Below are 26,987 nucleotides of genomic sequence, written 5' to 3' on the forward strand. Positions count from 1 at the left end.
ATGAACTACATAGGTGTCCTCCTCGACGCGCTCGAGACGGGCATGCCCTTCGCCATCGCGTACCTCGGCGTATGGATGGTCTTCCGCCTCCAGGACGACTTCGACCTGACCGTGGGCAGCACCTTCACCATGGGTGCCTGCCTCACCGGGACGTGGCTCCTCCACGGGCACAACCCGTGGGCCGCCCTCGTCATCTCGGCAGTGGTGGCCGGCGCCGCCGGCGCCATCACCTTCGCCGCGATGCGGCTGCTGGGGCTCTCGCTCGTGCTCGCCAGCATCGTGGTCAATGTCGGCCTGTTCTCGGTGAACCTGGCGATCCTCGGTGCTCCGCAGGCCAACTTCTTCTCCGCCGGCACGATCTTCGCCTCCTGGTCCCGGGCGACCGGCATCCACGACACCCAATACGCCAACATCCTGCTCGGCGGGGGCATCACGGCCATCGTCGTCGCCATCCTCAGCTTCTTCTTGCTCACCGAGACCGGTGCCGCCCTGCGGGCCAGCGGGATGAACCCCCGCATGGTGCGCAGCGTCGGCGTCTCCCCGGCGGTGATGCTGTTCATCACCATCGTCGCCGGCAACGCCCTGTGCGGTCTCGCCGGCAGCCTGGTCGCACAGCAGCAGCGGTTCAGCGACGTCAACATGGGGATCGACACCATCATCGTGGGGGTCACGGCGGTCTTGCTGGGAGAGCTGGTCCTGCGCGGTCGGAGCGTGGTGCTCCACGGCGTCATCGCGGTGGTGATCGGCACGATCCTCTACCGGTGCCTGATCAGCTACGTCCTGCGGCTGGGCGTCAACCCGAACTACTTCAACGCCATCACGGCGGTGGTCGTCTTCTCCGCCGTGTTCGTCCGCAAGAGTGCCGGCGTCCGGTGGCGATTCCGCCCGTCGATCGCATCACGGCTCCTCCCGAAAGGCGCGGTCAAATGAGCTCGTCCGTCGCGCTGCACGGAGTCACCGTCTCCTACGGCACCCGTGCCGAGCGCGTCACGGCGCTCGACGACATCGACGTCTCGATCGAGGCCGGCGAGTACGTGACGGTGATCGGATCCAACGGTGCGGGCAAGAGCACGCTGGTCAACGTCATCGCCGGAGCCGTCATCCCGAGCGCCGGCCAGGTGAGGATCGGGTCGGCGGACGTCACGCGGTTGCCCGACAATCGACGGGCGGGGCGGGTGAGCCGCGTCTTCCAGGACGTGACCGCCGGGACGTGCGCAGACCTCACGATCGCCGAGAACATGGCGTTGGCGTCGCTTCGTGAGCGCGGGCGCTCGCCCTTCAGGCGCATCCTCAGCCGCCGGCGCACGGCTGAGTTCCACTCCGAGCTTCGCCATCTCGGCTGCGGCCTGGAGGATCGTCTCAAGCGGCCGGCGGGCCTCCTGTCCGGTGGCCAGCGACAGCTGGTGTCGCTGGTGATGGCCACCATGGGGGATCCGGCCGTCCTCCTCCTCGACGAGCACACGTCCGCGCTCGATCCGAGCATGGCCGAGCTGGTGATGAACAGGACGGACACCGTGGTCCGCGAACGCGGCCTGACCGCGGTCATGGTGACGCACAACATGCGCCACGCCGCGTTGTACGGCGACCGCGTGCTGATCATGACGCAAGGCCGCATCGTCGACGACATCTCAGGGCGGGAGCGCACCGCGCTCACGGAGGACAGGCTCATCGCGCGGTTCCGCGACCTCGCCGGCGGTGAGATCACCGATCGGATCATCGGTGTCTGAAGGACGCCTCCTCGCCGGCACGCCCCACACGCAGCTCAGGAAGCGGAGCCCCATGACCTTGACCTTCATCGTCGACCGAGCGGAGACGGATCAGAGGAGGCGCGACGCCGCCCTCCGCGAGCTCTCCTTCGGAGCGGCACCCACCGACCACATGATCACGATCGAGTACCACGTTGATCGCGGGTGGCACGAGGCCCGCGTTCGTCCCTACGGACCGTTCGAGGTGGTCCCCACCTCGCGGGCGCTCCACTACGGGCAGGGCATCTTCGAGGGCATGAAGATCTTCGGCACGGAGGAGGGCGGCGCGGTCGCGTTCCGGCCCGACCTGCACGCGGCCCGGTTCCGTCGTTCCGCCGAGCGCATGGCCATGCCGCCGTTGCCCGCAGAGCTGTTCATCGAGGCCTTGGAGATGTTCGCCTCGGTCGACGGCGACTGGCTGCCCTCGGGCCGTGGCACGTCCCTCTACATGCGGCCCTTCATGTTCGGCACGGAGGAGACGCTCGGTTTCCGGCCCGCCCGGCAGTTTCGCTTCTGCCTGTTCGGCACGCCGGCCGGCAGCTACTACGACGAGAGCGTCGGGTCGCTGAGTGTCTGGGTCAGCCACGAGCATGTGCGAGCGGCTCCCGGCGGTACGGGCGCGGCGAAGTGCGTGGGCAACTACGGCGGCAGCCTCCTGGCCCACACCCGGGCGGTCGCCGAGGGCTGCGACCAGGTGCTCTGGCTCGACGCCCACGATCGCGCGTACGTCGAGGAGCTGGGCGGCATGAACGTGTTCTGCGTCGTCGTCGAGGACGGCGAGACGGTGCTCCGCACCCCACCCGCCTCGGACACGATCCTGAACGGCGTCACTCGGCGCAGCGTCATCGAGCTCGCGGGTGACCTCGGTCTGCGCGTCGTCGAGGACCGTCTGGCGATCGCGGACCTGCACGAAATGGCCCAGGACGGCCGGCTGCGGGAGATGTTCGCCTGCGGGACGGCGGCGGGTGTCGCCGCGATCGGCCGGATCAAGGACGGCGAGCACGACACACGGATCGGTGGTGAACGGACGCCGGGTGCGGTGACCTCGGCGCTGCGCGAGCGGCTCCTCGACGTGCAGCACGGCCGGGTGGCGAGTCGCATGGCGTGGCTGCGCCCCTTGAACGCCGGGCGGACTCGATGACCCTCGCCTTCGTCCAGCACCTCGCGGGGCTTCCGGCCTACACCGCCGCCAAGCGACCCGAAGCGGGCCGAGCCTACGCGCGGCTCGCCGCCAACGAGAGCCCGTACGAGCCGCTTCCCGGCGTGGCCGAGGCCCTGACGCTCGAGCTCGGCCGGATCAACCGGTACCCCGACTCCCACTCCGGCGCTCTGCGCGAACGACTGGCTGAGCACTATGACGTGTCAGCCGACCAGTTCGTCGTCGCCACAGGCTCGGTGGCGCTGCTGGGGCAGGTGCTTCGCTTGGTGGTCGGGGCGGAGGACGACGAGATCCTGTTCCCCTGGCGCAGCTTCGAGGCCTATCCCGTCTTCAGCCGGCTGTCGGGAGGACGGCCGGTGCCGGTCCCGCTGAAGGACCACGGCCTGGACCTGGACGGGATCCTCGATCACATCGGCCCGCGCACGAAGGCGATCTTCCTGTGCAACCCCAACAACCCCACGGGGAGCCTGTTGTCCCCGGAGGAGATCCGAGCATTCTGCCGCGCCGTGCCGGAGCACATCCTGGTCGTGCTGGACGAGGCGTACGCCGAGTTCGTGAACGACGACGCGATCCGGGACGTCTCGATCCTCGGCGAGCACACGAATGTCTGCATCCTGCGGACGTTCTCGAAGGCCTACGGGCTGGCCGGCCTGCGGATCGGCTACGCCATCGCGTCCCGGGAGGTGGCGGGGACACTGCGGACCGCCGCCGTGCCCTTCGCGGCGAACTCCCTCGGACAGGCCGCCGCGGCCGCAGCGCTCGGCTGTCAGGGCGACCTGCGCGACCGCCTGGCCGGCCTCCGGGCGGAACGCCGGCGTGTGATCGCTGCCTTGCGGGGGCGAGGGCTCGGCGTTCCGGAGTCCCACGCGAACTTCGTCTGGCTCCCGCTCGGTGACCTGACCCCCGGCTTCGCGGCGCACTGCGAGGCGCAGGGGGTCCTGGTGCGTCCGTACACGTCGGACGGCTGTCGCGTGACCATCGCGACGCCAAGCGACAACGACCTCTTCCTCGCCGCTGTTGACAGCTGGCCGGAGATCTCGTCAATCCGCCGGACAGGAGGGACGTCCGATAGGAGATCATGACATCCGGAACGACGCGCGGGTCGCTCTGACGCGGGCTCTGAGCGCTCATCACTAGCCAGGCCGCCACCGATGTGCGGTCGGGGACCGGGAAGGAGGGGCCGTGGTGCGGGAGCGGTCGGTTCACCGCAAGGACGCGCTTCGCACGCGCGAGCACCTGCTCGACGTCATCGGCGAGCTCATCGAGGAGCATGGGCCCGGGTTCGGCATCCCCGACCTGGCCCGGCGCTCGGGCGTGTCGGCGCCGACGGTGTACCGACACTTCAAGGACGTTGCGGCCGCGATCGAGGCCTACCAGTCACGCCTGGTCGCCCGCCTGGCCGACGCGCTGCACGCTGTGCCCGACGGGGGAGCGGCGACCGAACGCCTGTGGCGGATGTGCGACGTCTGGGTCGCGGAAGGTGAAAGGTGGGGGGCGGCGGCCGCGCGGGTGCGCCCATCGACGGCGGTGGTCGCCAGGCTGCGATCCGGCAACCCTCGGACCGCCAAGCTCTACGCGGCCCTGCGCCCGGTCGTCGACGCCCTGATCGAGGAGCGGGCCATCCCCGAGCAGTCGGCCGACTACGTGATCCTCATGTGGTTCACCCTGCTGGACGAGCGACTCCTCCTGGAACTGCGCCGGGAGTTCGGCTGGTCGCACGAGGTGGTCGTCGAGCAGCTCTTCGAGGCCCTGCTGGCCGTTTGCCGTGCGCCGGCCGCCCATCTCCGGATCGCCTCTCCCGGACAGTGAGCGCGCCGGCGAGGGTCGCCCTCGGCGGCGGATGAAGAAGCACGACCACCTCCGGAAATGACGTTCGAGCTCGACGACGGCTCTGAATGCCACCACGGGGTGGCGAAACCACGGGAAGAAGGATTCGATGGCTGACGTCACCACTCGGGCGGAAACGACCCACAGCACCCTCCGGCACCGGATGCGATCCGGCGCCCCTCTGCTCGTCTCCCTGCAGTCGATCCCGGATCCGGCGATCACGACGATCCTGGGCTGGAGTGGGTTCGACGCCGTCATCCTCGATGGGGAGCACGGGCCCTTCACCCTCGAGAGCCTGCGGCACTGCCTGGACGCCGTGTCGACCACGCCGGCAGAGGCCGTCGTGCGCGTGCGATCGGCGGAGGCGGGATTGATCAAGCAGGTGCTCGAGCTCGGCGCCGCCGGGATCCTCGCGCCCTCGATCTCCACCGCCGATGAGGCTGCGGCACTCGTCAGCGCGTGCAAGTACCCGCCGCTCGGTATGCGCGGGACCGGGACCGGTCGTGCCGCTCGCTACGGACTCGCGAGCAGGTCCTACCGAGCAACGGCGAACGACGAGGTCGTCGTCCTCGCCATGATCGAGACGAAGGCCGGTGTCGCCAACGCGAAGGAGATCGCGACCGTGGAGGGCCTGGACGGGATCTTCCTCGGCCCGCACGATCTCGCCGCCGAGCTGGGCGTGGACGACCACGACCCGGTCATCACCGACGCGACGCGCACGGTGGTGGGCCATGGGCGAGGCGCAGGCATCGCCGTCGGCAGCTTCGTCCCGCCCGCGGACGTGCGAGCCGCGGCCGAGGCCGGGATGACGTTGATGATGTCCTACACCGACTTCGCGGGCCTGGCCCAGTCGTCGCACGGTGCGTTCCTCCAAGCGGCCGAGGGCGTGGCGTCATGAGGCCGGTACTCGTTGAGGGAGCCAGTGCGGCGGTTGCCTGTCTCAACGCTGCGTCGTGACCCGCGGTGGGATCTCCCGTGCTCGCCGTGTACCCGATGACCTGCGTCCTGGCGACCTGGCGCCGCGAACGGGAAATCCCGGACCGTGACGTCACACTCCCGTCACAGGTCCGGGACATGCCCCGGTAGTCGATCACTGGGCGAGCGTCTGAGCCGCGGCGACCCGTGCGCTGCGCCGACGAGGAACCACGTTGCCGCGCCGGTGGGCCAGCCACATGAACACGATCGTCAGCAGCACGCCGAACGTGACCGCGGACGGGCTCGCCTCCGGCCCGAACTTGCCGCCGGTGATGTACGCCGGGCCCGACATCACACTGTGCAGCAGCCCGTCGTTCGACCCATTGCCGGAGACCTCGGTGCTGAAGATGGCGGCCTCCGCGAAGTTCCAGCCGAAGTGCAGCCCGATCGGCACCCACAGGTTGCGCGTGGCGGCGTAGGCGGCGGCCAGCGTGCCACCGGCCTCGACGGCGATGGCGATGGCCCCCCACAAGGTGGCGTCCGGGTTGAGGAGGTGGTATCCACCGAACAGCACACTCGTCACCACCATCGCCACATAGGTGCCGGTGCGTCCCTCCATGATCCGGAACAACACGCCGCGGAACATCAGCTCTTCGGTCACCGCGGCGGCGGCCATGAAGCCGAACAACCCGATGGGACCGCTCACCGACCCGAAGCCGTCGATCCGGTAGTCCTTGTTGAACGCGATGTTCCCGATGACGGCGCTGAACCAGGCGACACCGATGAGCAACCCCAGGCCGAGGCGGACGGGGGCACCCTTCAGGGCCACCTCCACCGGCGCGCGGCGCTCGGACCACCGCACCGTCCAGGCGTACACGAGCACCGCGAGAACGGCGGCCACGGTACCGATGACCAGGCGCAAAAGCGCATCGTCCCCTACCGCGGTAACGAGCTGGCCACCGACCAAAGCGACCACCATGACGGGCAGGAGCTGCTTCAACAAGCGCATGACTGTTCCTTTTCGGGGGGTTTTAGGGATCCTGCGGGCGGAACACCGCGGCGACGTGAAGAACCTAGGGGTCCGCCGGCCAGAAATCGTCACCGTGCGGTGGACACCTGGCTGTAGCTCGCACAGGGGACAAGCGGGGCGATCTTCGAGCTGCGGGCTTCGCGACGAGCGAGCGTCGGCGTGCGCGGCTGCGTACTGATCGTTTGACTCATGGAGGGGAGACCGGGGCGTCGGCGCGCCCAGGTCCGACGCCGCTTGAGCGAGAGGCGTCAGACCACATCCGCGGTGGTCGATTCTCCTCCGCAATCGGTCCGGAAAATGCCCGGTGTCACTGCGGCCATCATGCTGAGAACAATTTTGTTAGTCGTTGACAAGAGATTCCCTCAACTCGCTATTTCGTGCTCCGCGATCGGGTCACGAGTCTTGTGATGCGGTGAGGGATGAGAAAGTTCGAAGTACGAAGCCTGAACGACGTACGTGCCCGGGACGTGGCGTCCCGGGCACGTACGAAGAGTCGGCCGGCGCGGCCGGTCGGCGGATGACCGCAGCGCGCGGCCGGCCGGCCGATCAGCCGTTACGGAGGTAGATCCCCTGACCGGTCGGGTCGTCCGGGTCGCCCTGCGGGAACGATCCGCCGGCCGACCAGATGGTCTTCGTGCCCGCCCGGTTCTTGAGCGTGGTCAGGTTCACGTCGTAGTGAGCCGGCTGCGGTGCGGCGGCGGACGTGAACGTGTCACCCGTGACGTGCACGAACTTGGGGCTCCACGCGCCCTGCAGCAGCCACGCGCCGCCCGACCCGTCGGCCGCCACCTTGGTGTACCCGACGCCCTTCGAGGCGACGAACGTCTTGGCCTTGCTCCCGGTGAGCCGGAGCACGAGCGGCTTGTAGCAGACGTCGTCACCATCCACACCGCAGGACCACGACTGCGAGCCGACGGCCCAGACGCTCTTGCCCGAGACCGTGACGTCCATGAAGGAGATGTCCGCGTACTCGTCCGGCTTCGGCAGGGAGACGGTCTTGGCGACCTTCCACGCCTTACCGTTCCAGTGGATCACGGCGGCCTTGGACATGCCGATGGAGCCGGCCGCCCAGATGTTCTTACCGGACACCGCGTGGATGGAGCCGACCCGAGCGGGCAGCTTGACGGTCGCCCACTTCTTGCCGTTCCAGTGCCGCGCCGTGGTGCCGTTGACCGCCCACACGTCGGAGGCGCCGATCGCCGCGGCGTCCGTCGGATGGAAGCCACCACCGAACTTCGCCGACGACCACTTCTTGCCGTTCCAGTGCGCGATCGAGCCGTCTTCGCCGAACGCCCAGACGTTCTTGCTCGATGACGCGTCGACGACCTTCAACGGTGTCTTCCACGTCGCCGGCACCGTCACGTCCTTCCAGGTCGTCCCAGAAAGGTGCTGGACGACCGGGAGGGTCTTCCCCGCCTTGGTCCGCTCGCCGACGGCCCAGGCGCTCCCGGTGGGCGCGATCGTCAGGTCGTGGATCTCGTAGTGGGCCGTCAGTTGGCTGATCTGCCAGGCCGGAGTCGCCGCGTGCGCCGTACCGGCGCCGATTCCGAGGGCCAGCGCCGCCGCGCCGGCCCCTGCGAGCATTCGTCGCATCGTCACCCTTTCGGTGAACCGCTCAGTGAGATTCGGTGAGGGACGGTCGGCGCTCATTCCAGGGCGCCACCGGTTCGGCTCGGGCGACCGCCGTGCGATCGCCGGATGGGGCCGAGGCGGCTGCGCCCGCGCGCCTGCCGTATGCGTCCCTTCACTGAGGAGACGCCGGGCGTGATCGTTTGGTTCACGCGATCGGCGCTTCCCGGATCCCGGCGCACCACGAGGCGGGGATCCACGTCCTGCGGCTCATCCTCGCCGGAGTCTTCGAACAACTCCCCGACCTGCAGGTCATCAGCGGTCACTGGGGCGAGATGGTCCCCTTCTACCTCAGCCGCCTGGACGACGTCCTCTCACCCGGTGACACCGGGCTGTCGCGGACGATCACGGAGGTCTACCGCTCGAACGTCTGGGTCACCCCGAGCGGGATGTTCCATCGCCCCCAGTTCGACTTCATCCGCGCCGTCGTGGGACTCGACCGATTGATCTGGTCGGCCGACTACCCCTTCCTTCACCTCGACGGCACGCGGGAGTTCTTCGACGAACTCGACCTCACGCCCGAAGAGCGAGAGAAGATCACCCACCTCAACGCGGAGCGCCTCTTCCGGCTGTGAGTACCCGGTCGGCGGCGCCCGGCAGCGCTCGGCACGGCCCGGGCGGACCCATCACCACCGGTCCCAGCGGTGATCACGCGCCGCCGTCTCACCGCTGTGCGGTGCCGGCCTCGAGGTCGAGCAGGGCCAGGTCGGCGCGGGTCGGCAGGCCCTCCCAGTCGCCGGCGGAGGCCACGGCGAACGCTCCGCAGGCGACCGCCCGCTCGAGCCGGGCGGACACGGCGAGGCCATCGAGCGTCGCGGACAGCAGCCCCGCGACGAACGCGTCACCCGCGCCGATCGTGTCGGCCACCCGCACCGTGCGGGCCGGGCGGTCGACCCGGCCGCCGGCGCCGTACAGCGACGCGCCTCGCGCGCCGCGCTTGATGACGACCTCGGCGACGCCGGCGTCGAGCAGCGCGGCGACCCGGTCCTCCTCGGTACGAGCGGCCGCCGGTGCCGCCAGATGCAGCTCGTCCTCGGAGGCGATCAGCAGACGCGTGCCAGGTGCCAACCGGCGTAGGTACTCCGCGGCCGCGCTCTCCGTCCACAGCCGCCCCCGGAAGTTCACGTCGAGGCTGATCGGTACGCCGGTGCGGCGTGCCTGGGCGACGGCGGCGTCGACGGCGCCACGCGCCCGGTCGCCGAGCGCCGGCGTGATCCCGGTCAGGTGCACCCAGGACGGTGACAGGCGGAAGCCGGCCGCGACGTCCTCGGCGGACACGGCCGAGCCGGCGGATCCGGAACGGTGGTAGATCACACTGGTGAGGTCGCTGATGCGGCGTTCGACGACCATCATCCCCGTCGGGCGGTCCGGATCGACCCGGGCCGCGTCCAGCGCCACGCCCTCGGCGCGCAGCGTCCGGAGTATCAGCGTGCCGAGCTCGTCGGTGCCGACGACGCCCACCCAGCCGGCGCTGTGGCCGAGCCGGGCGAGGCCGATGGCGACATTGCTCTCCGCGCCCGCGACCGACAGCGACATCGGCCCGCCGAGCCTCAGCGGCGCGATCGCCCGCATCGAGGCCATGGTCTCGCCGACGGTGAGGACATCGGTCATGACAGGCGCGCCTCGTCGACGGCGGCGCGGAAGCGTGCCGCCCGAGCGGCGAGCGCCGTCAGATCTCCGCCGCGTGGTGCGTCACCGAGCAGGGGCGACCCGGCGCCGACGGCGATCGCTCCGCAGGAGAGGTACTCCCGTGCGGTCTCCAGGTCGACCCCACCGACCGGTACGACGTCGGTGTGCGGCAGCGGGTCGCGCAGCGCGCGCAGGTACGACGGGCCGAACGCCGACGCGGGGAACAGCTTGACGATGTGGCCGGCCTGGTCCGCCGCGATCGCCTCGCTCGGGGTGAGACAGCCCGCGAGGACCGGCATGCCGAGCCGGGCCGCCTCGGTGACTCCGGGGGCGGCACCGGGCGTGACGACGAACGCGGCGCCGGCGTCCTGGACGCGGCGGGCGTCGGCCGCGGTGAGCACGGTTCCGGCGCCGAGGGTGATCCCGGGTTCCTCGGCGGCCAGCCGCTCGATGATTCTCACGGCGTCGGTGCTGGTGAGGGACACCTCGATCAACCGGACGCCGGCGTCGGCGAGGACCCGTACCGAGGCGACGCACGCGTCGGGGTCGGTGCCGCGGACGATCGCCAGCAGCCCGTCTCGCCGGAGCAGCGATCGGAATTCGTCGGTGGCTACCATGCGGTGAACGCTCCGTCCTTGTCGCGCCAGATCGGGTTGCGCCAGGCGTGGCCGTGCTTGTCGGCACGCCGGACGCTCGTCTCGTCGATCTCGACGCCGAGGCCGGGACCGGCGGGCAGCGACGCGTAACCGCCGGTGAAGTCGAACGGCCGGCGGTCGGTGACGTAGTCGAGCAGGTCGGCGCCCTGGTTGTAGTGGATGCCGGCGCTCTGCTCCTGGATCAGGAAGTTCGGCGTCGTGAACGCCACCTGCAGGCTCGCCGCCAGCGCGATCGGCCCGAGCGGGCAGTGCGGGGCGAGCAGCACGTCGAAGGTCTCGGCCAGTGCCGCGATCCGGCGGACCTCGGTGATGCCGCCGGCATGGGATAGATCCGGCTGCGCCACCGCGATACCCGCCTGGAGCGGGCCCAGGAAATCCGACCGCGAGTAGAGCCGCTCCCCGCAGGCGACCGGCACGCTGCTGCTCGCGACGATCTCGGCGAGCCGCCCACCGTGCTCGGGGAGCACGGGTTCCTCGACGAACAGCGGGTGCAGGGGCTCGAGGGCGACGAGCAACCGCTTGGCGTCGGCGGCGCTGACGCGGCCGTGGAAGTCCAGGGCCATGTCGCGCTCGGGACCGAGTACGGCGCGGACCGTCTCCGCACGCTCGATCACCGCCCGGGTGTCGGCGGGCGAGGCCGCGGACGGGAACCGGCCGGAGGCGTTCATCTTGACCGCGGTGAAGCCGTGCTCGATCTGTTCCTGGACCGCGTCACGGAGCTCCGCGGGCTCGTCGCCGCCGACCCAGGAGTACAGCCGGACCCGGTCGCGGACATGACCGCCGAGCAGGGCGTGCACCGGCAGGCCGAGCGACTTGCCGGCGATGTCCCACAGGGCCTGGTCCAGCCCGGCCACCGCGCTGGAGAGCTCCGGGCCGCCGTGATAGAAGCCGCCCTTGGTCATCACCTGCCAGTGGTCCTGGATGCGCATGGGGTCGCGGCCGACGAGGTACTCCGCGAACAGTTCCACCGCGGTGCGGACGACCTCCGCGCGCCCCTCGACGACGGGCTCGCCCCAGCCGACGAGACCGTCGTCGGTCTCGACACGGCAGAACAGCCACCGCGGCGGGACGAGGAAGGTCTCGATCCGTTCAATCTTCACGCGGCACCCTCCCGTGCTGTCGTGATGCCGCGGCCCGCCGCGAGTCGACCCGCGCCTTGGTCAGCAGGTCCCGTACGGCCCGTTCGGCCGCGACGGGATCACCGTCGCGAACCGCCTCCAGCACTGCCGAGTGGCTGGGGATCGCGTCGTCGATGTGGCCGGCCGCGTGCACGATCTGGTCACGTCGTGCGAGGCCGACCTCCAGCACGATCTCCATTTGTTCCAGTAGTTCGTTCTGCGCCGCGACCAGCAGCGCGCGGTGGAAGGCCAGGTCCGCGGAGACCGCCTGCTCGGGGCCGTCGGCGGCCACCATCGCGCTCAGCGCGCGCTCCAGCCGTTCGAGGTCGGCGCCGGTGCGGCGTTCGGCCGCGAGCCGTGCCGCCGCCGGCTCGATGATCTCGCGCACCTCGTCGAGCTGAGCCAGGAACCGGTGGTCGACGCCGTCGGCGAACCGCCACCGGATGACGTCCGCGTCCAGCATGTGCCAGTGGGCGCGCGGCTGGACGAACGTGCCCCGCTTCTGCCGCGCGTACACGAGTCCCTTTGCGCCCAGCACTTTCAACGCCTCCCGCACCGCCGTCAGGCTGATGTCGAGCTCCTCCTCGAGCGCGTTGACGTTGATGGTGGCGCCTTCGGGCAACTCGCCGCTCACGATGCGATGGCCGATGATCTCGACGACCTCGGCGTGCACTCCGCGACGCCGGCTCATCGCGGCGCGGGTCGATGACCCGCCATCCGGCTCGGGTGCCGGTTCGACCCGGGCGTTCATGCGGAGTCCTTCACGATGCTCCACCCGCCGTCGACGGTCAGGGTGGCACCGGTGACGAAGGAGGCCCGGGTGGACGCCAGGAACCCGATCGCCTCGGCGACCTCCTCGGGCCGCCCGAACCGGCGAAGGACGGTGGCCTCGACGCTCGCCTGGCGGTCCGGTTCGGAGACCCGGTCCCAGGCCTGGGTCAGGATCGGACCGGGCACTACGCAGTTGACCCGCACCTCGGGTCCGTACTCGACCGCGAGCTGCCGGGTGAGCGCGGTGAGCCCGCCCTTGGCCGCCGCGTAGGCGGGGTGCCCGGGCAGGCCGACGACGGCGTGCACCGACGAGATGACGACGACATTGCCGCGCCGCTCGCGCAGGTACGGCAGGCAGGCCCGGACGCCGAGGAAGGTGCCGGTCAGATTCACGGCGAGCTGCCGGTCCCACGACGCCAGGCTCATCCGGTCGGCGGGCGCCACCTCGACGGTGACCGCGTTGCTGACCAGGACGTCGAGACCGCCGAATCGGCCGGCCGCGAGGTCGGCGACCCGCTGCCAGTCGGTCTCCGAGGCCACGTCGGCGGAGAGGTAGGCGGCGGTGCCGCCGGCGGCGGCGATCTCGGCGGCGACCTGTTCACCGCGCGGATCGATGTCGCACACCAGCACGGCCGCACCCCGCGCGGCGACGTGCCGGGCGGCCGCTGCTCCGATACCGGCGGCCGCGCCGGTCACGGCGACGACGCGCCGGTCGAAATCCGAAGCTGTCACGATGAGGTACTCCCAGAGTCTCGCAGCATCGGCATGATCATCGCAGTATCGAGTGCCGGCGCGGGGCCGTGCGGACGCACCACCCGGAGCTCGACGGCGTGCGCTCCGGGCGGGCCCGCGAGGCGCACGTCGAGCGGCAGCCCACCACCGGCCCGGGCGGTCGCGACGGGCCGCTCGGCGAGCGGCCGGCCGTCGGCGCCGAGGAGCCGGCAGACCACCTCACCGTCGATGAACGTGGCGAAGTCACCGGTGAGCCGCAGGCCGCCGGCGGTGTCCTCCGCGGTGAGGTCGCGCAGCACGACGCCGGCCGGGCGGACGCGGCGCGGCGTACCGGCGCTGCGGCACACCGACAGCCGTACGGTCAGCTCGGTGTGCTCGCCGGGCGCGAGGTCCGCGAGCCGGCCCACCACCTCGCTCTCCAGGATCCGGGCGGTGGGCCGCAGGCCGCCGAGCGACTCGATGCCCCGCTCCTGCGGGCACTCCAGCCACACCTCGGCGCGCGCCCCCTCGTCGGGGTACAGCCCGGCCGGGTCGACGGCGAAGTGCTGGGTGACGGTGTACCCGCCGCTGACCGTGGCGAGCCAGCCGGACGCTCCGGGCAGCGCCAGCTTCCCGACCACGTCCTGACCGGCGACGCGGGCGACACCGGCGTCGACCGTCCACGCCGGCAGGCCGGTGCCCGCGAGCAGCCCGCGGACCGGTACCGCACTGTCGTCGACCCCGGCGAACCAGCCGTCTCCGGCACCGGCCTCCGGTCCCGGCAGTTGGAGCACGTTCCACGGCGCCCAGCGCACCCGGCGACCCCCGGTGTTGATCAGCCGGTGGGTGACCGTGACCGTGCTGGTGCCGGTCTCGACGTCGACCTCGCGTACGACGGTCAGCCCGCTGCGCTGATCGGCGCCGCTGGTCATGGTGAGCCGGACGCGCCCGGCGTCCTCGGCGACCGTCCAGGCGTAGGGCCCCGAGTCCAGGACGGGGTCGGGCGGGCCGGCCCACTGCCCGGGGCCGTCCCAGCCCTGCGGGGCCGGCCAGGTCTTGTCGCCGCCGTAGTTGCGCCAGGTGGCCATCGTGCCGTCGGGCTCCGGGCCGTGGTCGGGGCGGCGGTGCAGGCGTTCGTCGAGCAGTGCGTCGTTGCGGTAGAGCGTCTCGTGGCCGGCGAGGCGGAACGCGAGGACGCGTCCGCCCAGCGCGGGCACCGCGCCGACCTCGATCGCTCCGGCCCGCAGCCAGACGACCTCGTCGGGCCCGGACGCGTCGACGGTGACCTCGACGGGCCCGGATGGAACGTCAGTCATGAGCCTGGTATCCCGGGATCAGCACGACCTTGCCGCGGCTCTCACCCGCCGCGAGCCGGTACGCGTCGTCGGCCCGGTCGAGGTCGAACCGGTCGCTGACGACGGCCTCCGGGCGCAGGCCCCAGCGCACCAGGTCGGAGGTGATCCGCTCCATCCCCTGCACCGAGGTGACCCACGAGGCGTACAGCGTGAGCTGCTTGTGCAGCAGGGCGTCGGACACCTCGGTCTCCAGCGTCCCGCCCTCGCCGACCAGCGACACCCGGCCCCACTCGGCCGCCGACTCGATCGCGGTGCTGCGACCGGCCCGGCTGCCCGAACAGTCGATGACGGCCTGGGCGCCGACTCCCGAGGTCGCCTGGGCCACCGCCTCGGCGGCGTCGTCCGGGTGGACGGTCGCGTCGAACAGGTCGAGGCCGTCGGCCCAGCCGCGACGGACGGCGCTGGGCTCGATGCCGATGACCCGCCGCGCGCCCATGCCCCGGGCGATCATCGCCGCGGCCAGGCCGACCGGGCCGAGACCCACCACGACCACGTCGTCGGCGCCGGTGACGCCCAGGCGGTGCAGCCCCTCGTACGCGGTGCCGAAGCCACAGGCGATCAGCGCGCCGTCGACGAACGACAGCTCGTCCGGGAGCGCGATCGCGGTGCGCTCGTCCACGAGGATGTAGTCGGCGTGGCCGCCGTCGCGCTGCCAGCCGTACGCCGCGCGCGTCGATCCGGTGCAGCTGATCATCCAGCCGCCCCGGCAGTTGTGGCACACCCCGCACCCGACGATGTGGTACGCCAGGATCCGGTCGCCGGCGCCGAAGCGCCGTGTCTGCGGGCCGGCGGCGACGACGGTCCCGGCCGGCTCATGCCCGGCGACCACGCCGCGGTACGCCGCGCCCTCTTCACCGCGATGGCCCTTGTAGCCGCGGTAGATGTAGCCGATGTCGCTGCCGCAGATGCCGGACGCGCCGACTCGTACCAGCAGCTCGCCCGGGCCCGGCTCGGGGACCTCGACGTCGCGGACGACCGCGGTGGAGTCGCCGGGCAGGTGGACGCCGCGCATGCGCTGCGGAATATCGGACACGATCACACCTTCATGTCAGTGGCGATGTCGATGGTGGTTGTCTTCAGGAGGTCAGCCGGTTGCGGCGGCCGAGCAGGACGTTGACGAGGACGGCGAGCACGATGATGACGCCGCGTACCACGTCCTGGAGGAACTGGTTGACGCCGAGCAGGACCAGGCCGTTGCCGATCAGCGTGATGAAGATGACGCCCAGAGCGGTGGCCAGGATCGACCCCGAACCACCGGCCAGCGCGGTGCCGCCGATGACGACCGCGGCGATGACGTCGAACTCCAGGCCCATCGCCGACCCGCCGTTGCCCGAGCCGAGGCGGGCGGCGAGCAGCACACCGGTGATGGCGGCGAGGAGACCGTTCACGGCGAACAGCGAGATCCGGATCCGCTTCACCGGGATGCCGGCGAGTTCGGCGGCGCGGGGGTTGCCGCCCAGCGCGTAGACCGCCCGGCCGTACGGCGTCTTCAAGGCGATGACGAGGAAGACGACCAGGAGCAGGATCATCACCACGGCGGGGGTCGGCACGCCGGCCACCGATCCGGCCAGGAAGTCGAAGAACCCCGAGTCCGGTAGTGGAACCGGCAGCGCGTTGCTGATGAACTGGGCGAGACCGCGCAGGGCGCTGTAGACGCCCAGCGTGGCGATGAAGGACGGCACGTTGAACCGTGCCCGCAGGTAGCCGGCGAACGCGCCGATCGCGGCGCCGATCAGCAGCGTCACGATGACGGCCAGCGGTACCCCGAGCCCCCAGCTCGTGGCTCCCTTGGCCACCATGACCGACCCGAACGCCACCGCCGGGCCGATCGAGATGTCGATGTCACCGGCGATGATGACCAGGGTCATGCCCCAGGCGGCGATGCCGATCTGCGCGGCGTCGCGCAGGATGCCCAGTTGGTTGCCGCTGGTGAGGAAGCCGCCCGCCTTGGCGCCCAGCACGATGTACAGCACGATGATGGCGGCGAGCAGGCCGAGCTCGTTGACGCCTCGGCTGAGGCTCAGCCGGCGTACGTGCCGTTGCACCTCGGCGGGTGTCGTCTGCGTCTGCGCGGTCGAACTCACTGTGACTCCCCGGTGGTGGACGCGGCCGCGCTCCCGGTTCCGTCTGCCAGGGTGGCGGCGAAGATTGCCGATTCGGTGATGTCGGCGCCGGTCAGCTCCGCGGCGATCGCACCGTCGCGCAGTACGACGACGCGGCTGCAGACCAGCGGCAGTTCCTCGAGCTCGTTCGAGACGAACACGATGCTGACGCCGTCGTCGGCCAGTTTCCGCACCAGTTCGTAGATCTGGGCCTTGGCCTGTACGTCGACGCCGCGGGTCGGCTCGTCGAGCAGCAGGATCCGGCTGCCGCGGTGCAGCCACCGGGCGATCACGGCCTTCTGCTGGTTGCCGCCCGACAGCGCACCGACCGGTACGCCGACGTCGGGGGTGCGGACCGACAGCGCGGAGACCAGCTTCGCGGCCGCCGCCCGCTGACGCCTGCCGGACAGTAGCGGTCCCCGGCGAACCGAGCTGCGGTCGGCGAGAACGATGTTCTCGTCGACGCCGAGCAGCGGGACGATGCCGTCGGTCTTGCGTTCCTCCGGGGTGAACCCGACCCCGCGCCGGATCATGTCCCGGACCGACCAGCGGCGTAGCCGTTCGCCGAAGACCGTGAGGGTGCCGGACGCGGGCGGCTGGAGGCCGGCGATGGACCGGAGCAGCTCACTGCGGCCCGATCCCAGTACGCCGGCGATGCCGAGGATCTCACCCTCGTGCAGGTCGAAGGTGGCCTCGCGCACCTTCGGCGGCACCGCGAGTTCGCGGACCGACAGCACGACGGGCCGGTCCGTCGCCGGCGCGGACGTGCGGCGGGCCGTCGCCTCGGTGGCGCTCGCGGCGTCGCCGAGCATCAGTGACACGATGTCGTCGCTGCTGGCGCCCTTGGTGCCGACGGTCTCGACGAGACGGCCGTCGCGCATGACCGAGGCGGTGTCCGCGATCTGCCTGATCTCGTTCAGCCGGTGGCTGACGTAGATGATGGCCACGCCCGTCGCGGCGATCCGGGTCACCGCCTGCAGCACCACGTCGACCGCGGCGGCGGCCAGCGAACTGGTCGGCTCGTCGAGGATCAGCAGCTTCGGCGATCCGCGGAGAGCCCGGGCGATCTCCACCATCTGCTGTTCGGCCACGGGCAGCGCGCCTACGGGTGTGCCCGGGTCGACCCGTACGCCGAGTTCGGCCAGCGCGGCGTCCGCGGCGTCCTTCATGTGCGCGGTCCGCACGAGACCGCCACGGCCGGTGGGCAGCGCGCCGAGGTGGTAGTTCTCGGCGACGCTGAGCTGCGGGATGAGGCTGAGCTCCTGGTACACGGTGGCGACGCCGAGCTGGCTCGCTTCGCGGCTGCCGCCGCCGGTGAGCGCCGTACCGGCGATCTCGACCGTGCCCTCGTCGGCCTTCTCGACCCCGGACAGGAGCCGGATCAGCGTCGACTTGCCGGCGCCGTTCTTGCCGAGCAGCGCGCGCACCTCACCGGGGTGCACCTCGAAGTCGACGTGATCGAGCGCGAGGACACCGGGGTACCGGCGGACCGCCCCCCGGGTCCGGGCCACCGGGTCGGAGCCGCGCTCCGACCCGGCGCCCCGGGCCACAGGCCGGTCGTTGTTCGACGCCATGGTTACGGCAGTCCGTCCGAGTGCGCCGTCAGCCACTGCTGTACGGCCGGCTTGTCGTCCGCGGTGTACCCGGTGATCGGGTCGTCCACGGTCTTGCCCAGCGATTTGTCGCCTTCGAGGACCCGCTGGACCTGTTCCCAGGCCAGCTTGCCGGTGACCTTGCCGGAGATGTCGGTGATGCTCTTGATCACCTTGCCGTCCGCGAGCGCGTTGGCGATGTCGGTGGTCATGTCGCTGCCGAAGACGACGACCTTCCCGGCCTTGTTCGCCGACTGGATCGCCTTGAAGGCGCCGTAGGTGGCCCCGCCGGACTCACCGTAGAACGCGTCGAGGTCCGGGTGGGCCTGCATCTGGTTGGTCGCCACGCTGACGGACTTGTCCTCGGTGGTACCGGCCTGGTTCGACACGAGCCGGTAGCCGGGCACCTTGGCCTTCAGCGCGGCTTCGAAGCCCTGCCGGCGCAGCGTGCAGACCTGGACGAACTCGCAGTTGACGACGGCGATCTTGGGGTGCGTGATCCCGGCCTTCAGGAAGTACTTGGCCGCCGCTTCGCCGGTGTTCCTGCCGAAGGCGACCGGGTCGCCCTGGACGTAGGCCGACACGTACTTGCTGATGTCGGCCTGGTCGATGCAGGTGTTGTAACAGATGACCGGGATGCCGGCCTTCGCCGCGGATCGGATGGCCGGGACCGAGCCGGTCTGGGAACTGGCCGAGATGATCAGCGCATCCACGCGGGAACTGACCAGCGTGGAGACGAACGACGCCTCCTTGGACGCGTCGTCGCCGGGGTTGCTCTCGATGAGCTTGAGCTTGGCGCCGGAGGCCGAGGCGGCGGACTTGAAACCGGCCTTGACCCCGCCGTAGAAGCCCTGCGAGTCGAGGAACACCGCGCCGACGCGCAGCGACTTGCCCTTCACCGACCCGCTGGAACCGGAGGAACCGCCGCTCGCCGTGCCACTGCTGCACGCCGAGACGCCGAGTACAAGTGTGGCGGCGGCCGCGACAAGCGCGGCCAAGCGCCGGGGACGTCTTTCCAACCCAACCTCCAACACACGACGGAGCCCATCGGCCTGCCGACCACCTCGAACGAGGAGGTCATCAGTGTTAACCTGCGCGATACGGCACGTCAACATAAATTATGAAAATATCTGGGAGGTGCTGGTGAAGGCCCGGACCTTGACCGCACCCGTCGCTCGGCACGGCGAGGGGCCGGTCGGCCGGTCTGGTGGCCCGGCGGCCGGCCCGCCATGCGGCAGGTTGCCTGCTTCGCTCGCCGGTGATAGGCTGCTGGTGTTGCAGTTGTGGTTCCCATAAACTTTATGTGCGCCTGCTGGTTCTCACCTCAGGCGCATTTTTGTTTCACCGGAGTCATCCGGGTGGGGTCATTACGGCGACGCGCGGCTCGCAAGGTGCGGGCTCCGTCAAGACCCCGGAAGGACGCAGATATGGCTACCGGCACCGTAAAGTGGTTCAACGCAGAAAAGGGCTTCGGCTTCATCGAGCAGGACGGCGGCGGCGCCGACGTCTTCGCCCACTACTCCAACATCGCGGCTCGCGGTTTCCGTGAGCTCCAGGAGGGCCAGAAGGTCCAGTTCGACATCACGCAGGGCCAGAAGGGCCTCCAGGCGGAGAACATCGTTCCCGCCTGAGGATCACGCGATATGCCGCAGGGCCCGTACGTGAAGGTGCGGGCCCTGCGGGCTTCCCTGGGATCCTTCGATCCCGGAGCTGACGACGGCTGCGTCCAGGGCACGGCCCTTGCGGCGAAGACCCGCCCCACGGCCCCAGGCCGGCGCAGCCCCATCTGAGTTCGGCCCTCAGCCGCCCCTCATGAGGGGCATCGGCCGCCCGAACGCCGCGCGTCTTCGGCTCATCACGCCGCTTCGCGGCTCACTCTGGTTCGTTCTTGCGACTGCTTCACGCCATGGGTTGTGGGGCCTTCCTCGAAACGTGCCGCTTCAGGAAGGCTCACGCATGACCCGTCCCATGAATCCGTCCCGCAGTCGCTCCTCCCGCTCCTACACCGGGTCCACCGGTCGGCCGGCCGCCCGGCGGCAGAGCGACTTCGCGGTTCCCACGAGTTCCACGCCGCCCCTCCCGCCGGTTGCGTCGTTCGCCGAGTTGGAGATGCCGGCGGCCCTGCTGTCCACCCTGACCCGGCAGGGCGTGACGGAACCGTTCCCGATCCAGGCCTCGACCCTGCCGGACGCGCTGAACGGCCGCGACGTCCTCGGCCGCGGCCGTACGGGATCGGGGAAGACCCTCGCGTTCGGGCTGGCGATGCTCGCCCGAACCGCCGGCCGGCGCGCTGAGCCGCGTAGGCCGCTGGCCCTGGTGCTCGTCCCCACCCGGGAACTGGCCCAGCAGGTCACCGACGCGCTCGCCCCCTATGCCACGTCCGTGGGCCTTCGATCGGCCACCGTCGTCGGCGGCGTATCGATCTCCCGGCAGTCCGCCGCTCTCAGCCGCGGCGCGGAGATCCTGGTCGCCACCCCGGGGCGGCTCGCGGATCTGATCAACCGAGGCGCCTGCCGGTTGGACCACGTACGCATCACCGTCTTGGACGAGGCGGACCAGATGGCGGACATGGGCTTCCTGCCGCAGGTCACCGCGCTGCTGGACCAGGTGGACCCGGAGGGCCAGCGCATGCTGTTCTCCGCGACCCTGGACCGCAACGTCGACCGCCTGGTCCGCCGGTTCCTCACCGATCCGGTGACCCACTCGGTCGACCCGTCGGCGGGGGCCGTGACCACCATGGAGCACCACCTGCTGCATGTCACGGAGGCGGATAAGCACGACACGACGGCGCACATCGCCGCCCGCGAGGGTCGCGTCATCATGTTCGTCGACATGAAACACGCCGCCGACCGGCTGACCCGCAAGCTGCTCAACGGAGGTGTCCGCGCCGCCGCACTGCACGGAGGCAAGACCCAGCCGCAGCGCAACCGCACCCTTGAGCAGTTCCGCACGGGAGACGTCACCGTTCTGGTCGCCACCAACGTCGCCGCGCGCGGCATCCACGTCGACGGACTGGACCTGGTCGTCAACGTCGATCCGCCCAACGACCACAAGGACTACCTGCACCGGGGCGGCCGCACCGCCCGCGCCGGCGAGTCCGGCACCGTCGTCACCCTGGTCACGCCCGGCCAGCGCCGCGAAATGGACCGGATGATGGCCACCGCCGGCATCACGCCGCAATCCACGCGAGTACGGTCCGGCGACGCCGAACTCAGCCGCATCACCGGTGCCCGCACGCCCTCCGGCATTCCCGTGACCCTGCCTTCTCCGGCCCCCCAGGGCTCCCGGAACGGCGGCTCCGCGCCGGGCCGTCGCCGCCCGCAGAACCGCCGCTCCCCACGAGTCGCGGCGACCCGCGGCGCCGGCGCCTGAGGACACCTCGCCAGGGCGGGCCTTCGACCAGAGGCGAGTCCCGCCTCGCGCCACGCTCGTAACGGCCGAACCCGGCCGTTACGAGTCCAGGCGGGTGGATGACGGCCGGGCCACTGCCGTGGCCAGGCGCCGGGCGTGGGAAGGCGCGCCCAGGGGATGATGATCACTGGCGCTGCTCCGCAGGCGCCGTTCACGCCACTTTTCGGGGGGATCACATGCCGTACACGTCCGAGCCGCAGACGACGTTCGAGCTGCTCACCGAGCTTGAACCCGTCGTCGCGGCCGAGCTCGACCGTCACCTGGCCACGGCGAAGGAGTGGTTCCCGCACCAGTACGTGCCGTGGAGCCTCGGCCGGGATTTCGACGGCCCGCTGGACGGCGAGCCGTGGTCGCCCGAGGATTCCACGATCTCGCCCTCCGCGAAGGAGGCGCTGGTGGTCAACCTCCTCACCGAGGACAACCTGCCCGGCTACCATCGAGAGATCTCCACGATCTTCGGGCGTGACGGCGCATGGGGTACCTGGGTGGACCGCTGGACGGCCGAGGAGAACCGGCACGGGATCGTCATCCGCGACTACCTCACCGTGACCCGGGCCGTGGACCCGGTCGCGCTCGAACGGGCGCGTATGACGCACATGGAGGGCGGCTACCAGGCCGACCACGGCGACAAGATGCTGCACGGCCTGGCCTACGTCGCCTTCCAGGAGCTGGCGACGCGCGTCTCTCACCGCAACACCGGAAAGGCGTCGGGAGACCCCGTCTGCGAGCGGCTGCTGGCGCGGGTGGCAGCCGATGAGAACCTGCACATGCTCTTCTACCGCAATGTGCTCGCCGCAGCCTTCGAGCTGTCTCCGAACGCGACGATGCGCGCCGTCACCGACGTCGTGACCGACTTCCGGATGCCCGGTTACACCATCGACGGTTTCCTGCGCAGATCCGTCGCCATCGCGAACGCGGGCATCTACGATCCGCGCGTCCACCTCGACGACGTCGTACTCCCCGTTCTGCGGCAATGGCGGATCTTCGAGCGGGACGGCCTGAGCGCCGACGGGGACAAGGCACGCCAGGAACTGGCGGAATTCCTCGAACGCCTGGAGACGGCGGCGAGCCGATTCACCGAACGCCGGGCGCGTACGGCCGACGGCCCGAACCGAGAGCGGAGCGGCTCACCGCAGCCCTGACCCCGCCATGCCGGAAAGCCTCGCCGAGCGGCCCGGCCGGAGGAATCCGGCCGGGCCGACGCGTGCTCAGGGGGGAAGGGCTCATTCGCAGAGGGCGGTGTCGACGGCGGACAGCAGGTGGTCGATCTGCTGTTCGTTCTCGGGCAGCAGGGTGACGGCGACCGTCGCGGCGCGGCCGTCGTCGGTGGCGAAATCACTGGTGTGGTAGCCGTCGATGTCGCCGCCGTGACCCCAGGCCACGCCACCGCAGGTCAGCTGAGTACTGATGAGGCCGAGGCCGTACCGTGCGCCGGACCACAGGTCGGGGGCGGCGACGGTCTTGCGCATCTCCTTCAGCTCCGCGGGCCCGACCAGACGGCCGGCCAGCAGCGCGGAGTAGAACCGGTCGACGTCGCTCGGGGTGGCGACCAGCTGGCCGGCGGCCCAGCCCCACGACGGGTCCATCTCGGTGACGTCGCTGAGCGGCTGGTTCGGCTTGTCCCGGTCGTAGCCGTGGGGGTGCCGCTCGTGGATGGTCTGGTCGCCGACGTTCGGGAAGTAGGTGTGGCGTAGCCCGGCGCGGTCGATCACCCGGTGGGTGATCTCCTCGACCAGCGGCCGGTGCGTGATCTTCTCGATGAGCAACCCGAGGATGACGTAGTTGGTGTTGCTGTACTCCCACTTCGCGCCAGGCTTGAAGTCGGCCTTCTGCGCCAGGGCCATGTCGAGCAGCTCGCGCGGCTCGAAGTAGGTGTGCTGGAAGGGCAGGAAGCCGTCGGCCAGGAAGTTCGTGTAGTTCGGCAGTCCGCTGGTGTGCTGGAGGAGCTGCCGTACGGTGATGTTCCGGCCGTCGATGCCGTCGCCGCGGATGAGGTTCGGCAGGTACTTCTCGATCGGCTGGTCGAGGCCGACCTTGCCCTCGCCGACGAGCTGCAGCACGACCACGGAGGTGAAGGTCTTGGTGTTGCTGCCGATGCGCACCTGCCCGTCCATCGGGACCTTCGCCCGTGTCTTCAGGTCGCCGACCCCGGCCGTGTAGTTGCGGATGTGGCCGTTCCGGTCGCGTACGGCGGCGAGGGCGCCGGGGAACCCGTCGTCGCGGACGAGCCCGTTCAGGTGCTGCTGTACGGGGTCGGCGGACTTGTGCGTCTGAGGGGTGAGCGCGTCGGCGACGGAGTGCGGGCCGGGGACCGCCAGGCCGCCCAGGACGGCGAGGCCGCTCAGGGCGGCGACGGCGGCGATACGGTTCCGGAAGCGGTGATCTCTCATGCCGGAAACGCTAGGTTCGCGGCGGATCACAATCGATGCCGCAGCCACGTCACTTAGCGGTACAGCAGCCTGTACCTCTGCTCCCCGGGCCGCATACGTTCCCTCGTCAGGTGACGGGGGCTCCTGGCCGGTCGCTGAGCACGGCCAGGGCGTCGACCTCGACGAGCATCCCCGGCGGCAGCGGCATGTAGACGGTGGTGCGGGCGGGGAAGGGCGCGCCGACGGCCGCCGCGTACGCCTCGTTCATCTCGGCCAGATGGGCGGGGTCGGTGAGGTAGACGCGCAGCATGACGACGTCCTCCAGGCTCCCGCCGCCCGCCTCGAGCACGGCGGTGACGTTGCGCAGGGCCTGTGTGGTCTGCTCGGCGACCGTGGCGCCCACGACCCGGCCCGTGCCCGGATCGAGCGGGAGCTGTCCGGAGACCTGCAGCACGGGGCCCTTGCGGATGCCCTGGGACAGCGGGGCCGCCAGGGCGGGGGCGTTCTCGGTGGTGATGACGGTTCGGGTCATGGTGTCCTCGAAGGGATGCGTGCGGAGGTGGACGCGGGCCGGCTCCAGGCCTGCCGTTCCCGGCCGCGGGGGTCGTCGGCCTGGGCCCACTCCGCGTCGATGCGCATGGTGGCCCTGCGCTCGGTGTCGTACGGGTCCCAGCCGGGGTCGCCGGTCGCGGCGAACCGGACCCAGGCCTCGTGCGTGCGGGCGGCGAGGTCCGCGGGAGGCCCGTCCGGGCCGAGCAGGGCGTTCGGGCCGTGCAGCCAGGGGGAATGCGCGAGATCGAACACGAAGGGCAGCTCCATCGCGTGGGTCGCGCCGAGTTCCCCGTCCAGGGCGTGGGAGCGCCAGGCGAACTCGTACGCGTAGGTGGCGGACCGCGCCTGGGCGACGTGCGCGTCGGCCAGGGCCCAGCTGCCCGCGCCGAACAGCGCGTCGCCCAGGATGGCGGAGCGCAGCTCGCCGAAGGACGCCCCGGGCCGTGCCTTCCGATACGTCTCGACGAGCCGCGCCGGATCCGGATGCGAGCGGGCCGCCACGTCCTCGACGTCCCCGGCGGTCGAGGTGGAGTACTTGTCCACGGGGACCAGGTAGAGGTTCCCCTCCTCGGCGTTGGTCCCGACGAGCAGGTCGACGTCCGTGCCGAGACCGTCGGTGACGGACGCGGCGGGCTGGATGCCGAGGACCAGGCTGAAGGGGCTGAGCCCGACGAGCGGGTCGTGGTGCGTCGCGGTCCGCAGATCGATGCCCGCGAGCCGTGAGGCGGCCTCGACCAGGCGGTCGTCGGAGACGTCCGCGAAGGCGTCGGCATGCGGCTCGACGCCCAGGGCCTCGGCCGCCGCCCTGGTGACGCGGGCGGCCTGCTCGGTGGTGAACGCGCCCAGGCCGCTCCCGCTCTGGACGATCGCCCGGCGGAAGAGTCCCGCGGCCTCGGGGGTGGCCAGGACGCCGCCGACGATGGTCGCCCCGGCCGACTGGCCGAAGAGGGTGACGTTCCGCGGATCACCGCCGAAGGCAGTGATGTTCTCCTGGACCCAGTGCAGCGCGGCGACGACGTCCAGCAGGCCGCGGTTGCGGGGCGCTCCGGGGAGGTCGAGGAACCCGGCGATGCCGAGCCGGTAGTTGAGGGTGACGAGGACGACGCCGTCGCGGGCGAAGGCGGAACCGTCGTACAGCGCGGACCGCGTCGATCCGGCGACGAATCCGCCGCCGTGGACGAACACCATGACGGGCAGGCCGCCGCCGTCGGCGGGGGTCCAGACGTTGACGGTGAGGTAGTCCTCGCCGCGACTCCAGCCGAGGCCGAAGTAGGGGGACATGTCCACGCTGCCGAGCCTGCGCTCGGACTGCGGCGCGTTCGGCCCGGGCGCGGTCGCGTCCCGTACACCGTCCCACGGCTCGTGCGGCCGGGGCGGCGCGAACCGGTCGGCGCCGCGGGGCGGTGCGGCGTAGGGGATGTTCAGGAAGGCGGTGGTGTCCCCTCGGCGCAGACCGCGGACGGCGCCTTGCGTCGTGGTCACGATGGGGTCGGGATGGTGGTTCACAGCGGTTCCTTCTCGGAGGGCTCAGCCCTGCTCGGTGTACGGGGTGAAGGGGGCCCAGCCCTTGATGGCGAACCGGTCTCCCTCGCGTGCCACCTCCGCGGCGCCGTGGCCGCCCAGGTGCGCGGGGATCACGAGCGCGTTGTTGTCGGCCGCCCAGCCCAGCACCTTGCGGCGGGTGGCGCGGGCGGCCGCGGGGTCCTCGCAGAAGCAGCTGTTGGAGTCGGGCTCGAGGACCTGGGCCGGGTTGTGCAGCATGTCCCCGACGAACACCGCGCGGTCCGTCCCGGAGGTGAGGGTCAGTACGGAGGAGCCGGGGGTGTGCCCGGGAGCGGCGTCCAGGCGAAGGTCGGCGTCGATCTGGTGGCTGTTCTCCCAGAGCAGGGTCTGGCCGGCCTGGTGTACCGGGACCACGCTGTCCTCGAAGACGTTCTGGTTGCCGCGGCCGAACACCGTCTCGTGGCCGTTCTCGGGATTCCAGAAGTCGAAGTCGTCCTTCGGCATCAGGTAGGTGGCGTTGGGAAAGGTGGGCACCCAGCGCCGGCCGTCCAGGTACGTGTTCCAGCCGACGTGATCGATGTGGAGATGCGTGTTGATCACAATGTCCACGTCCTCGGGCCGGACGCCCGCGCGAGCGAGATTGGCCAGGAAGTCCGTTTTGAGGTGGCTCCAGACCGGGGCGTACGGGCGTTCCTTGTGATTGCCGACGCCGGTGTCGACGAGGATGGTCTTGCCCGCACTGCGCAGCAGCCAGGTCTGGATAGCGGAATTCACGATATTGGTCTCGTGGTCCAGGAAATGCGGGCTCAGCCAGGATGACTCGTCGTTCCACACCTCCTTCGAACTCTCCGGGAAAAAGGTCTCAGGCGTCATTTCGACAGACCCGTAGTATTCCCATACTCGGGTTATGGTG

General features: G+C 70.7%; 26 protein-coding genes. 10 read left to right on the forward strand and 16 right to left on the reverse strand.

The window, feature by feature from the left end; translation table 11 throughout:
* From NE235_RS26305 to NE235_RS26330, 6 genes are all read left to right on the forward strand, one after another.
* Positions 1-930 (forward strand): ABC transporter permease, encoded by a 930-nt coding sequence (locus NE235_RS26305; RefSeq protein ID WP_252807630.1) that lies wholly within the window; start codon positions 1-3, stop codon positions 928-930.
* Entirely contained in the window at positions 927-1,727 is an 801-nt protein-coding gene (locus NE235_RS26310) for an ABC transporter ATP-binding protein (RefSeq protein ID WP_252807632.1), read from the forward strand. Before NE235_RS26305 ends, NE235_RS26310 begins: the two co-directional genes overlap by 4 nt.
* 52 nt (positions 1,728-1,779) lie before the next feature.
* Positions 1,780-2,886: a branched-chain amino acid aminotransferase gene (locus NE235_RS26315; protein ID WP_252807634.1), complete on the forward strand. Its 1,107-nt coding sequence runs from the start codon at positions 1,780-1,782 to the stop codon at positions 2,884-2,886.
* Positions 2,850-3,986: a histidinol-phosphate transaminase gene (locus NE235_RS26320; RefSeq protein WP_252807637.1), complete on the forward strand. Its 1,137-nt coding sequence runs from the start codon at positions 2,850-2,852 to the stop codon at positions 3,984-3,986. The genes NE235_RS26315 and NE235_RS26320 overlap by 37 nt, the downstream gene beginning before the upstream one ends.
* Before the next feature lie 100 nt (positions 3,987-4,086).
* Positions 4,087-4,713 (forward strand): TetR/AcrR family transcriptional regulator, encoded by a 627-nt coding sequence (locus NE235_RS26325; protein ID WP_252807639.1) that lies wholly within the window; start codon positions 4,087-4,089, stop codon positions 4,711-4,713.
* Between the two features lie 127 nt (positions 4,714-4,840).
* On the forward strand, positions 4,841-5,629 hold the full coding sequence (locus NE235_RS26330) for an HpcH/HpaI aldolase family protein (protein ID WP_252807641.1): 789 nt from the start codon (positions 4,841-4,843) through the stop codon (positions 5,627-5,629).
* Positions 5,630-5,821: 192 nt separating this feature from the next.
* Here the strand turns inward: NE235_RS26330 and NE235_RS26335 are convergent, their stop codons facing one another.
* Together NE235_RS26335 and NE235_RS26340 are read right to left on the reverse strand one after the other, a co-directional pair.
* Positions 5,822-6,655 carry a CPBP family intramembrane glutamic endopeptidase gene (locus tag NE235_RS26335; protein ID WP_252807642.1) on the reverse strand — a complete coding sequence of 278 codons (834 nt, stop codon included), beginning with the start codon at positions 6,653-6,655 and terminating at the stop codon, positions 5,822-5,824.
* A 567-nt stretch (positions 6,656-7,222) separates the two neighbouring features.
* Positions 7,223-8,260, reverse strand: a complete 1,038-nt coding sequence (locus NE235_RS26340; RefSeq protein ID WP_252807644.1) for a beta propeller repeat protein — start codon at positions 8,258-8,260, stop codon at positions 7,223-7,225.
* A 188-nt stretch (positions 8,261-8,448) separates the two neighbouring features.
* Here NE235_RS26340 and NE235_RS26345 point away from each other — a divergent pair, with 188 nt between their 5' ends.
* Positions 8,449-8,880 carry an amidohydrolase family protein gene (locus NE235_RS26345; protein ID WP_252807646.1) on the forward strand — a complete coding sequence of 144 codons (432 nt, stop codon included), beginning with the start codon at positions 8,449-8,451 and terminating at the stop codon, positions 8,878-8,880.
* Between the two features lie 88 nt (positions 8,881-8,968).
* Here NE235_RS26345 and NE235_RS26350 read toward each other — a convergent pair whose 3' ends face one another.
* The 10 genes from NE235_RS26350 to NE235_RS26395 are packed head-to-tail and all read right to left on the reverse strand — an operon-like array spanning position 8,969 to position 19,237.
* Positions 8,969-9,916, reverse strand: a complete 948-nt coding sequence (locus NE235_RS26350; protein WP_252807649.1) for a sugar kinase — start codon at positions 9,914-9,916, stop codon at positions 8,969-8,971.
* A complete protein-coding gene (locus tag NE235_RS26355; RefSeq protein WP_252807650.1) occupies positions 9,913-10,551 on the reverse strand; it encodes a bifunctional 4-hydroxy-2-oxoglutarate aldolase/2-dehydro-3-deoxy-phosphogluconate aldolase in 639 nt (212 codons plus the stop codon). The genes NE235_RS26350 and NE235_RS26355 overlap by 4 nt, the downstream gene beginning before the upstream one ends.
* A complete protein-coding gene (dgoD, locus tag NE235_RS26360; RefSeq protein ID WP_252807652.1) occupies positions 10,545-11,690 on the reverse strand; it encodes a galactonate dehydratase in 1,146 nt (381 codons plus the stop codon). Before dgoD ends, NE235_RS26355 begins: the two co-directional genes overlap by 7 nt.
* Complete coding sequence (locus tag NE235_RS26365) at positions 11,680-12,459, reverse strand: FadR/GntR family transcriptional regulator (RefSeq protein WP_252807654.1); 780 nt, start codon at positions 12,457-12,459, stop codon at positions 11,680-11,682. The genes dgoD and NE235_RS26365 overlap by 11 nt, the downstream gene beginning before the upstream one ends.
* Positions 12,456-13,211: an SDR family NAD(P)-dependent oxidoreductase gene (locus NE235_RS26370; RefSeq protein ID WP_252807656.1), complete on the reverse strand. Its 756-nt coding sequence runs from the start codon at positions 13,209-13,211 to the stop codon at positions 12,456-12,458. Before NE235_RS26370 ends, NE235_RS26365 begins: the two co-directional genes overlap by 4 nt.
* Entirely contained in the window at positions 13,208-14,506 is a 1,299-nt protein-coding gene (locus tag NE235_RS26375; RefSeq protein WP_252807657.1) for a DUF4380 domain-containing protein, read from the reverse strand. The genes NE235_RS26370 and NE235_RS26375 overlap by 4 nt, the downstream gene beginning before the upstream one ends.
* Positions 14,499-15,578, reverse strand: coding sequence for a zinc-dependent alcohol dehydrogenase family protein (locus NE235_RS26380; RefSeq protein ID WP_252807659.1), 1,080 nt, complete (start codon positions 15,576-15,578; stop codon positions 14,499-14,501). Before NE235_RS26380 ends, NE235_RS26375 begins: the two co-directional genes overlap by 8 nt.
* Positions 15,579-15,621: 43 nt before the next feature.
* A complete protein-coding gene (locus NE235_RS26385; protein ID WP_252807661.1) occupies positions 15,622-16,629 on the reverse strand; it encodes an ABC transporter permease in 1,008 nt (335 codons plus the stop codon).
* On the reverse strand, positions 16,626-18,221 hold the full coding sequence (locus NE235_RS26390; protein ID WP_252807670.1) for a sugar ABC transporter ATP-binding protein: 1,596 nt from the start codon (positions 18,219-18,221) through the stop codon (positions 16,626-16,628). The genes NE235_RS26385 and NE235_RS26390 overlap by 4 nt, the downstream gene beginning before the upstream one ends.
* Positions 18,222-18,223: 2 nt before the next feature.
* Entirely contained in the window at positions 18,224-19,237 is a 1,014-nt protein-coding gene (locus NE235_RS26395) for a substrate-binding domain-containing protein (protein WP_252807672.1), read from the reverse strand.
* A gap of 429 nt (positions 19,238-19,666) precedes the next feature.
* On the opposite strand from NE235_RS26395, the gene NE235_RS26400 reads away from it, so the two are divergent.
* The 3 genes from NE235_RS26400 (at position 19,667) to NE235_RS26410 (ending at position 22,792) form a co-directional block, all read left to right on the forward strand.
* Entirely contained in the window at positions 19,667-19,870 is a 204-nt protein-coding gene (locus tag NE235_RS26400; protein WP_252807674.1) for a cold-shock protein, read from the forward strand.
* Between the two features lie 325 nt (positions 19,871-20,195).
* Entirely contained in the window at positions 20,196-21,611 is a 1,416-nt protein-coding gene (locus tag NE235_RS26405; protein ID WP_252807675.1) for a DEAD/DEAH box helicase, read from the forward strand.
* Positions 21,612-21,826: 215 nt separating this feature from the next.
* Entirely contained in the window at positions 21,827-22,792 is a 966-nt protein-coding gene (locus NE235_RS26410; protein ID WP_252807676.1) for an acyl-ACP desaturase, read from the forward strand.
* A gap of 81 nt (positions 22,793-22,873) precedes the next feature.
* Here the strand turns inward: NE235_RS26410 and NE235_RS26415 are convergent, their stop codons facing one another.
* From NE235_RS26415 to NE235_RS26430, 4 genes are all read right to left on the reverse strand, one after another.
* A complete protein-coding gene (locus NE235_RS26415) occupies positions 22,874-24,040 on the reverse strand; it encodes a serine hydrolase domain-containing protein (protein ID WP_252807677.1) in 1,167 nt (388 codons plus the stop codon).
* Between the two features lie 106 nt (positions 24,041-24,146).
* Positions 24,147-24,551 (reverse strand): RidA family protein, encoded by a 405-nt coding sequence (locus NE235_RS26420; protein ID WP_252807679.1) that lies wholly within the window; start codon positions 24,549-24,551, stop codon positions 24,147-24,149.
* The gene (locus NE235_RS26425; RefSeq protein WP_252807681.1) at positions 24,548-26,077 is read right to left on the reverse strand and encodes a carboxylesterase/lipase family protein; all 1,530 of its coding nucleotides are present in this window, start codon (positions 26,075-26,077) and stop codon (positions 24,548-24,550) included. Before NE235_RS26425 ends, NE235_RS26420 begins: the two co-directional genes overlap by 4 nt.
* A gap of 21 nt (positions 26,078-26,098) precedes the next feature.
* Positions 26,099-26,848: an MBL fold metallo-hydrolase gene (locus tag NE235_RS26430; protein ID WP_454464577.1), complete on the reverse strand. Its 750-nt coding sequence runs from the start codon at positions 26,846-26,848 to the stop codon at positions 26,099-26,101.
* Between the last annotated feature and the right edge of the window lie 139 nt (positions 26,849-26,987).

Origin of the sequence: Actinoallomurus spadix, from assembly GCF_024055725.1 — a bacterium.
Lineage (GTDB): Bacteria > Actinomycetota > Actinomycetes > Streptosporangiales > Streptosporangiaceae > Actinoallomurus > Actinoallomurus spadix.

What these genes read in the sequence shown, in the direction of transcription:
- NE235_RS26330 (WP_252807641.1), top strand. Translation starts at nt 4,841, where the DNA reads ATGGCTGACGTCACCACTCGGGCGGAAACGACCCACAGCACCCTCCGG.
- NE235_RS26340 (WP_252807644.1), bottom strand. Translation starts at nt 8,260, where the DNA reads ATGCTCGCAGGGGCCGGCGCGGCGGCGCTGGCCCTCGGAATCGGCGCC.
- NE235_RS26315 (WP_252807634.1), top strand. Translation starts at nt 1,780, where the DNA reads ATGACCTTGACCTTCATCGTCGACCGAGCGGAGACGGATCAGAGGAGG.
- NE235_RS26405 (WP_252807675.1), top strand. Translation starts at nt 20,196, where the DNA reads ATGACCCGTCCCATGAATCCGTCCCGCAGTCGCTCCTCCCGCTCCTAC.
- NE235_RS26350 (WP_252807649.1), bottom strand. Translation starts at nt 9,916, where the DNA reads ATGACCGATGTCCTCACCGTCGGCGAGACCATGGCCTCGATGCGGGCG.
- NE235_RS26420 (WP_252807679.1), bottom strand. Translation starts at nt 24,551, where the DNA reads ATGACCCGAACCGTCATCACCACCGAGAACGCCCCCGCCCTGGCGGCC.
- NE235_RS26390 (WP_252807670.1), bottom strand. Translation starts at nt 18,221, where the DNA reads ATGGCGTCGAACAACGACCGGCCTGTGGCCCGGGGCGCCGGGTCGGAG.
- NE235_RS26410 (WP_252807676.1), top strand. Translation starts at nt 21,827, where the DNA reads ATGCCGTACACGTCCGAGCCGCAGACGACGTTCGAGCTGCTCACCGAG.
- NE235_RS26400 (WP_252807674.1), top strand. Translation starts at nt 19,667, where the DNA reads ATGGCTACCGGCACCGTAAAGTGGTTCAACGCAGAAAAGGGCTTCGGC.
- NE235_RS26355 (WP_252807650.1), bottom strand. Translation starts at nt 10,551, where the DNA reads ATGGTAGCCACCGACGAATTCCGATCGCTGCTCCGGCGAGACGGGCTG.
- NE235_RS26305 (WP_252807630.1), top strand. Translation starts at nt 1, where the DNA reads ATGAACTACATAGGTGTCCTCCTCGACGCGCTCGAGACGGGCATGCCC.
- NE235_RS26365 (WP_252807654.1), bottom strand. Translation starts at nt 12,459, where the DNA reads ATGAACGCCCGGGTCGAACCGGCACCCGAGCCGGATGGCGGGTCATCG.
- NE235_RS26310 (WP_252807632.1), top strand. Translation starts at nt 927, where the DNA reads ATGAGCTCGTCCGTCGCGCTGCACGGAGTCACCGTCTCCTACGGCACC.
- NE235_RS26335 (WP_252807642.1), bottom strand. Translation starts at nt 6,655, where the DNA reads ATGCGCTTGTTGAAGCAGCTCCTGCCCGTCATGGTGGTCGCTTTGGTC.
- NE235_RS26415 (WP_252807677.1), bottom strand. Translation starts at nt 24,040, where the DNA reads ATGAGAGATCACCGCTTCCGGAACCGTATCGCCGCCGTCGCCGCCCTG.
- NE235_RS26375 (WP_252807657.1), bottom strand. Translation starts at nt 14,506, where the DNA reads ATGACTGACGTTCCATCCGGGCCCGTCGAGGTCACCGTCGACGCGTCC.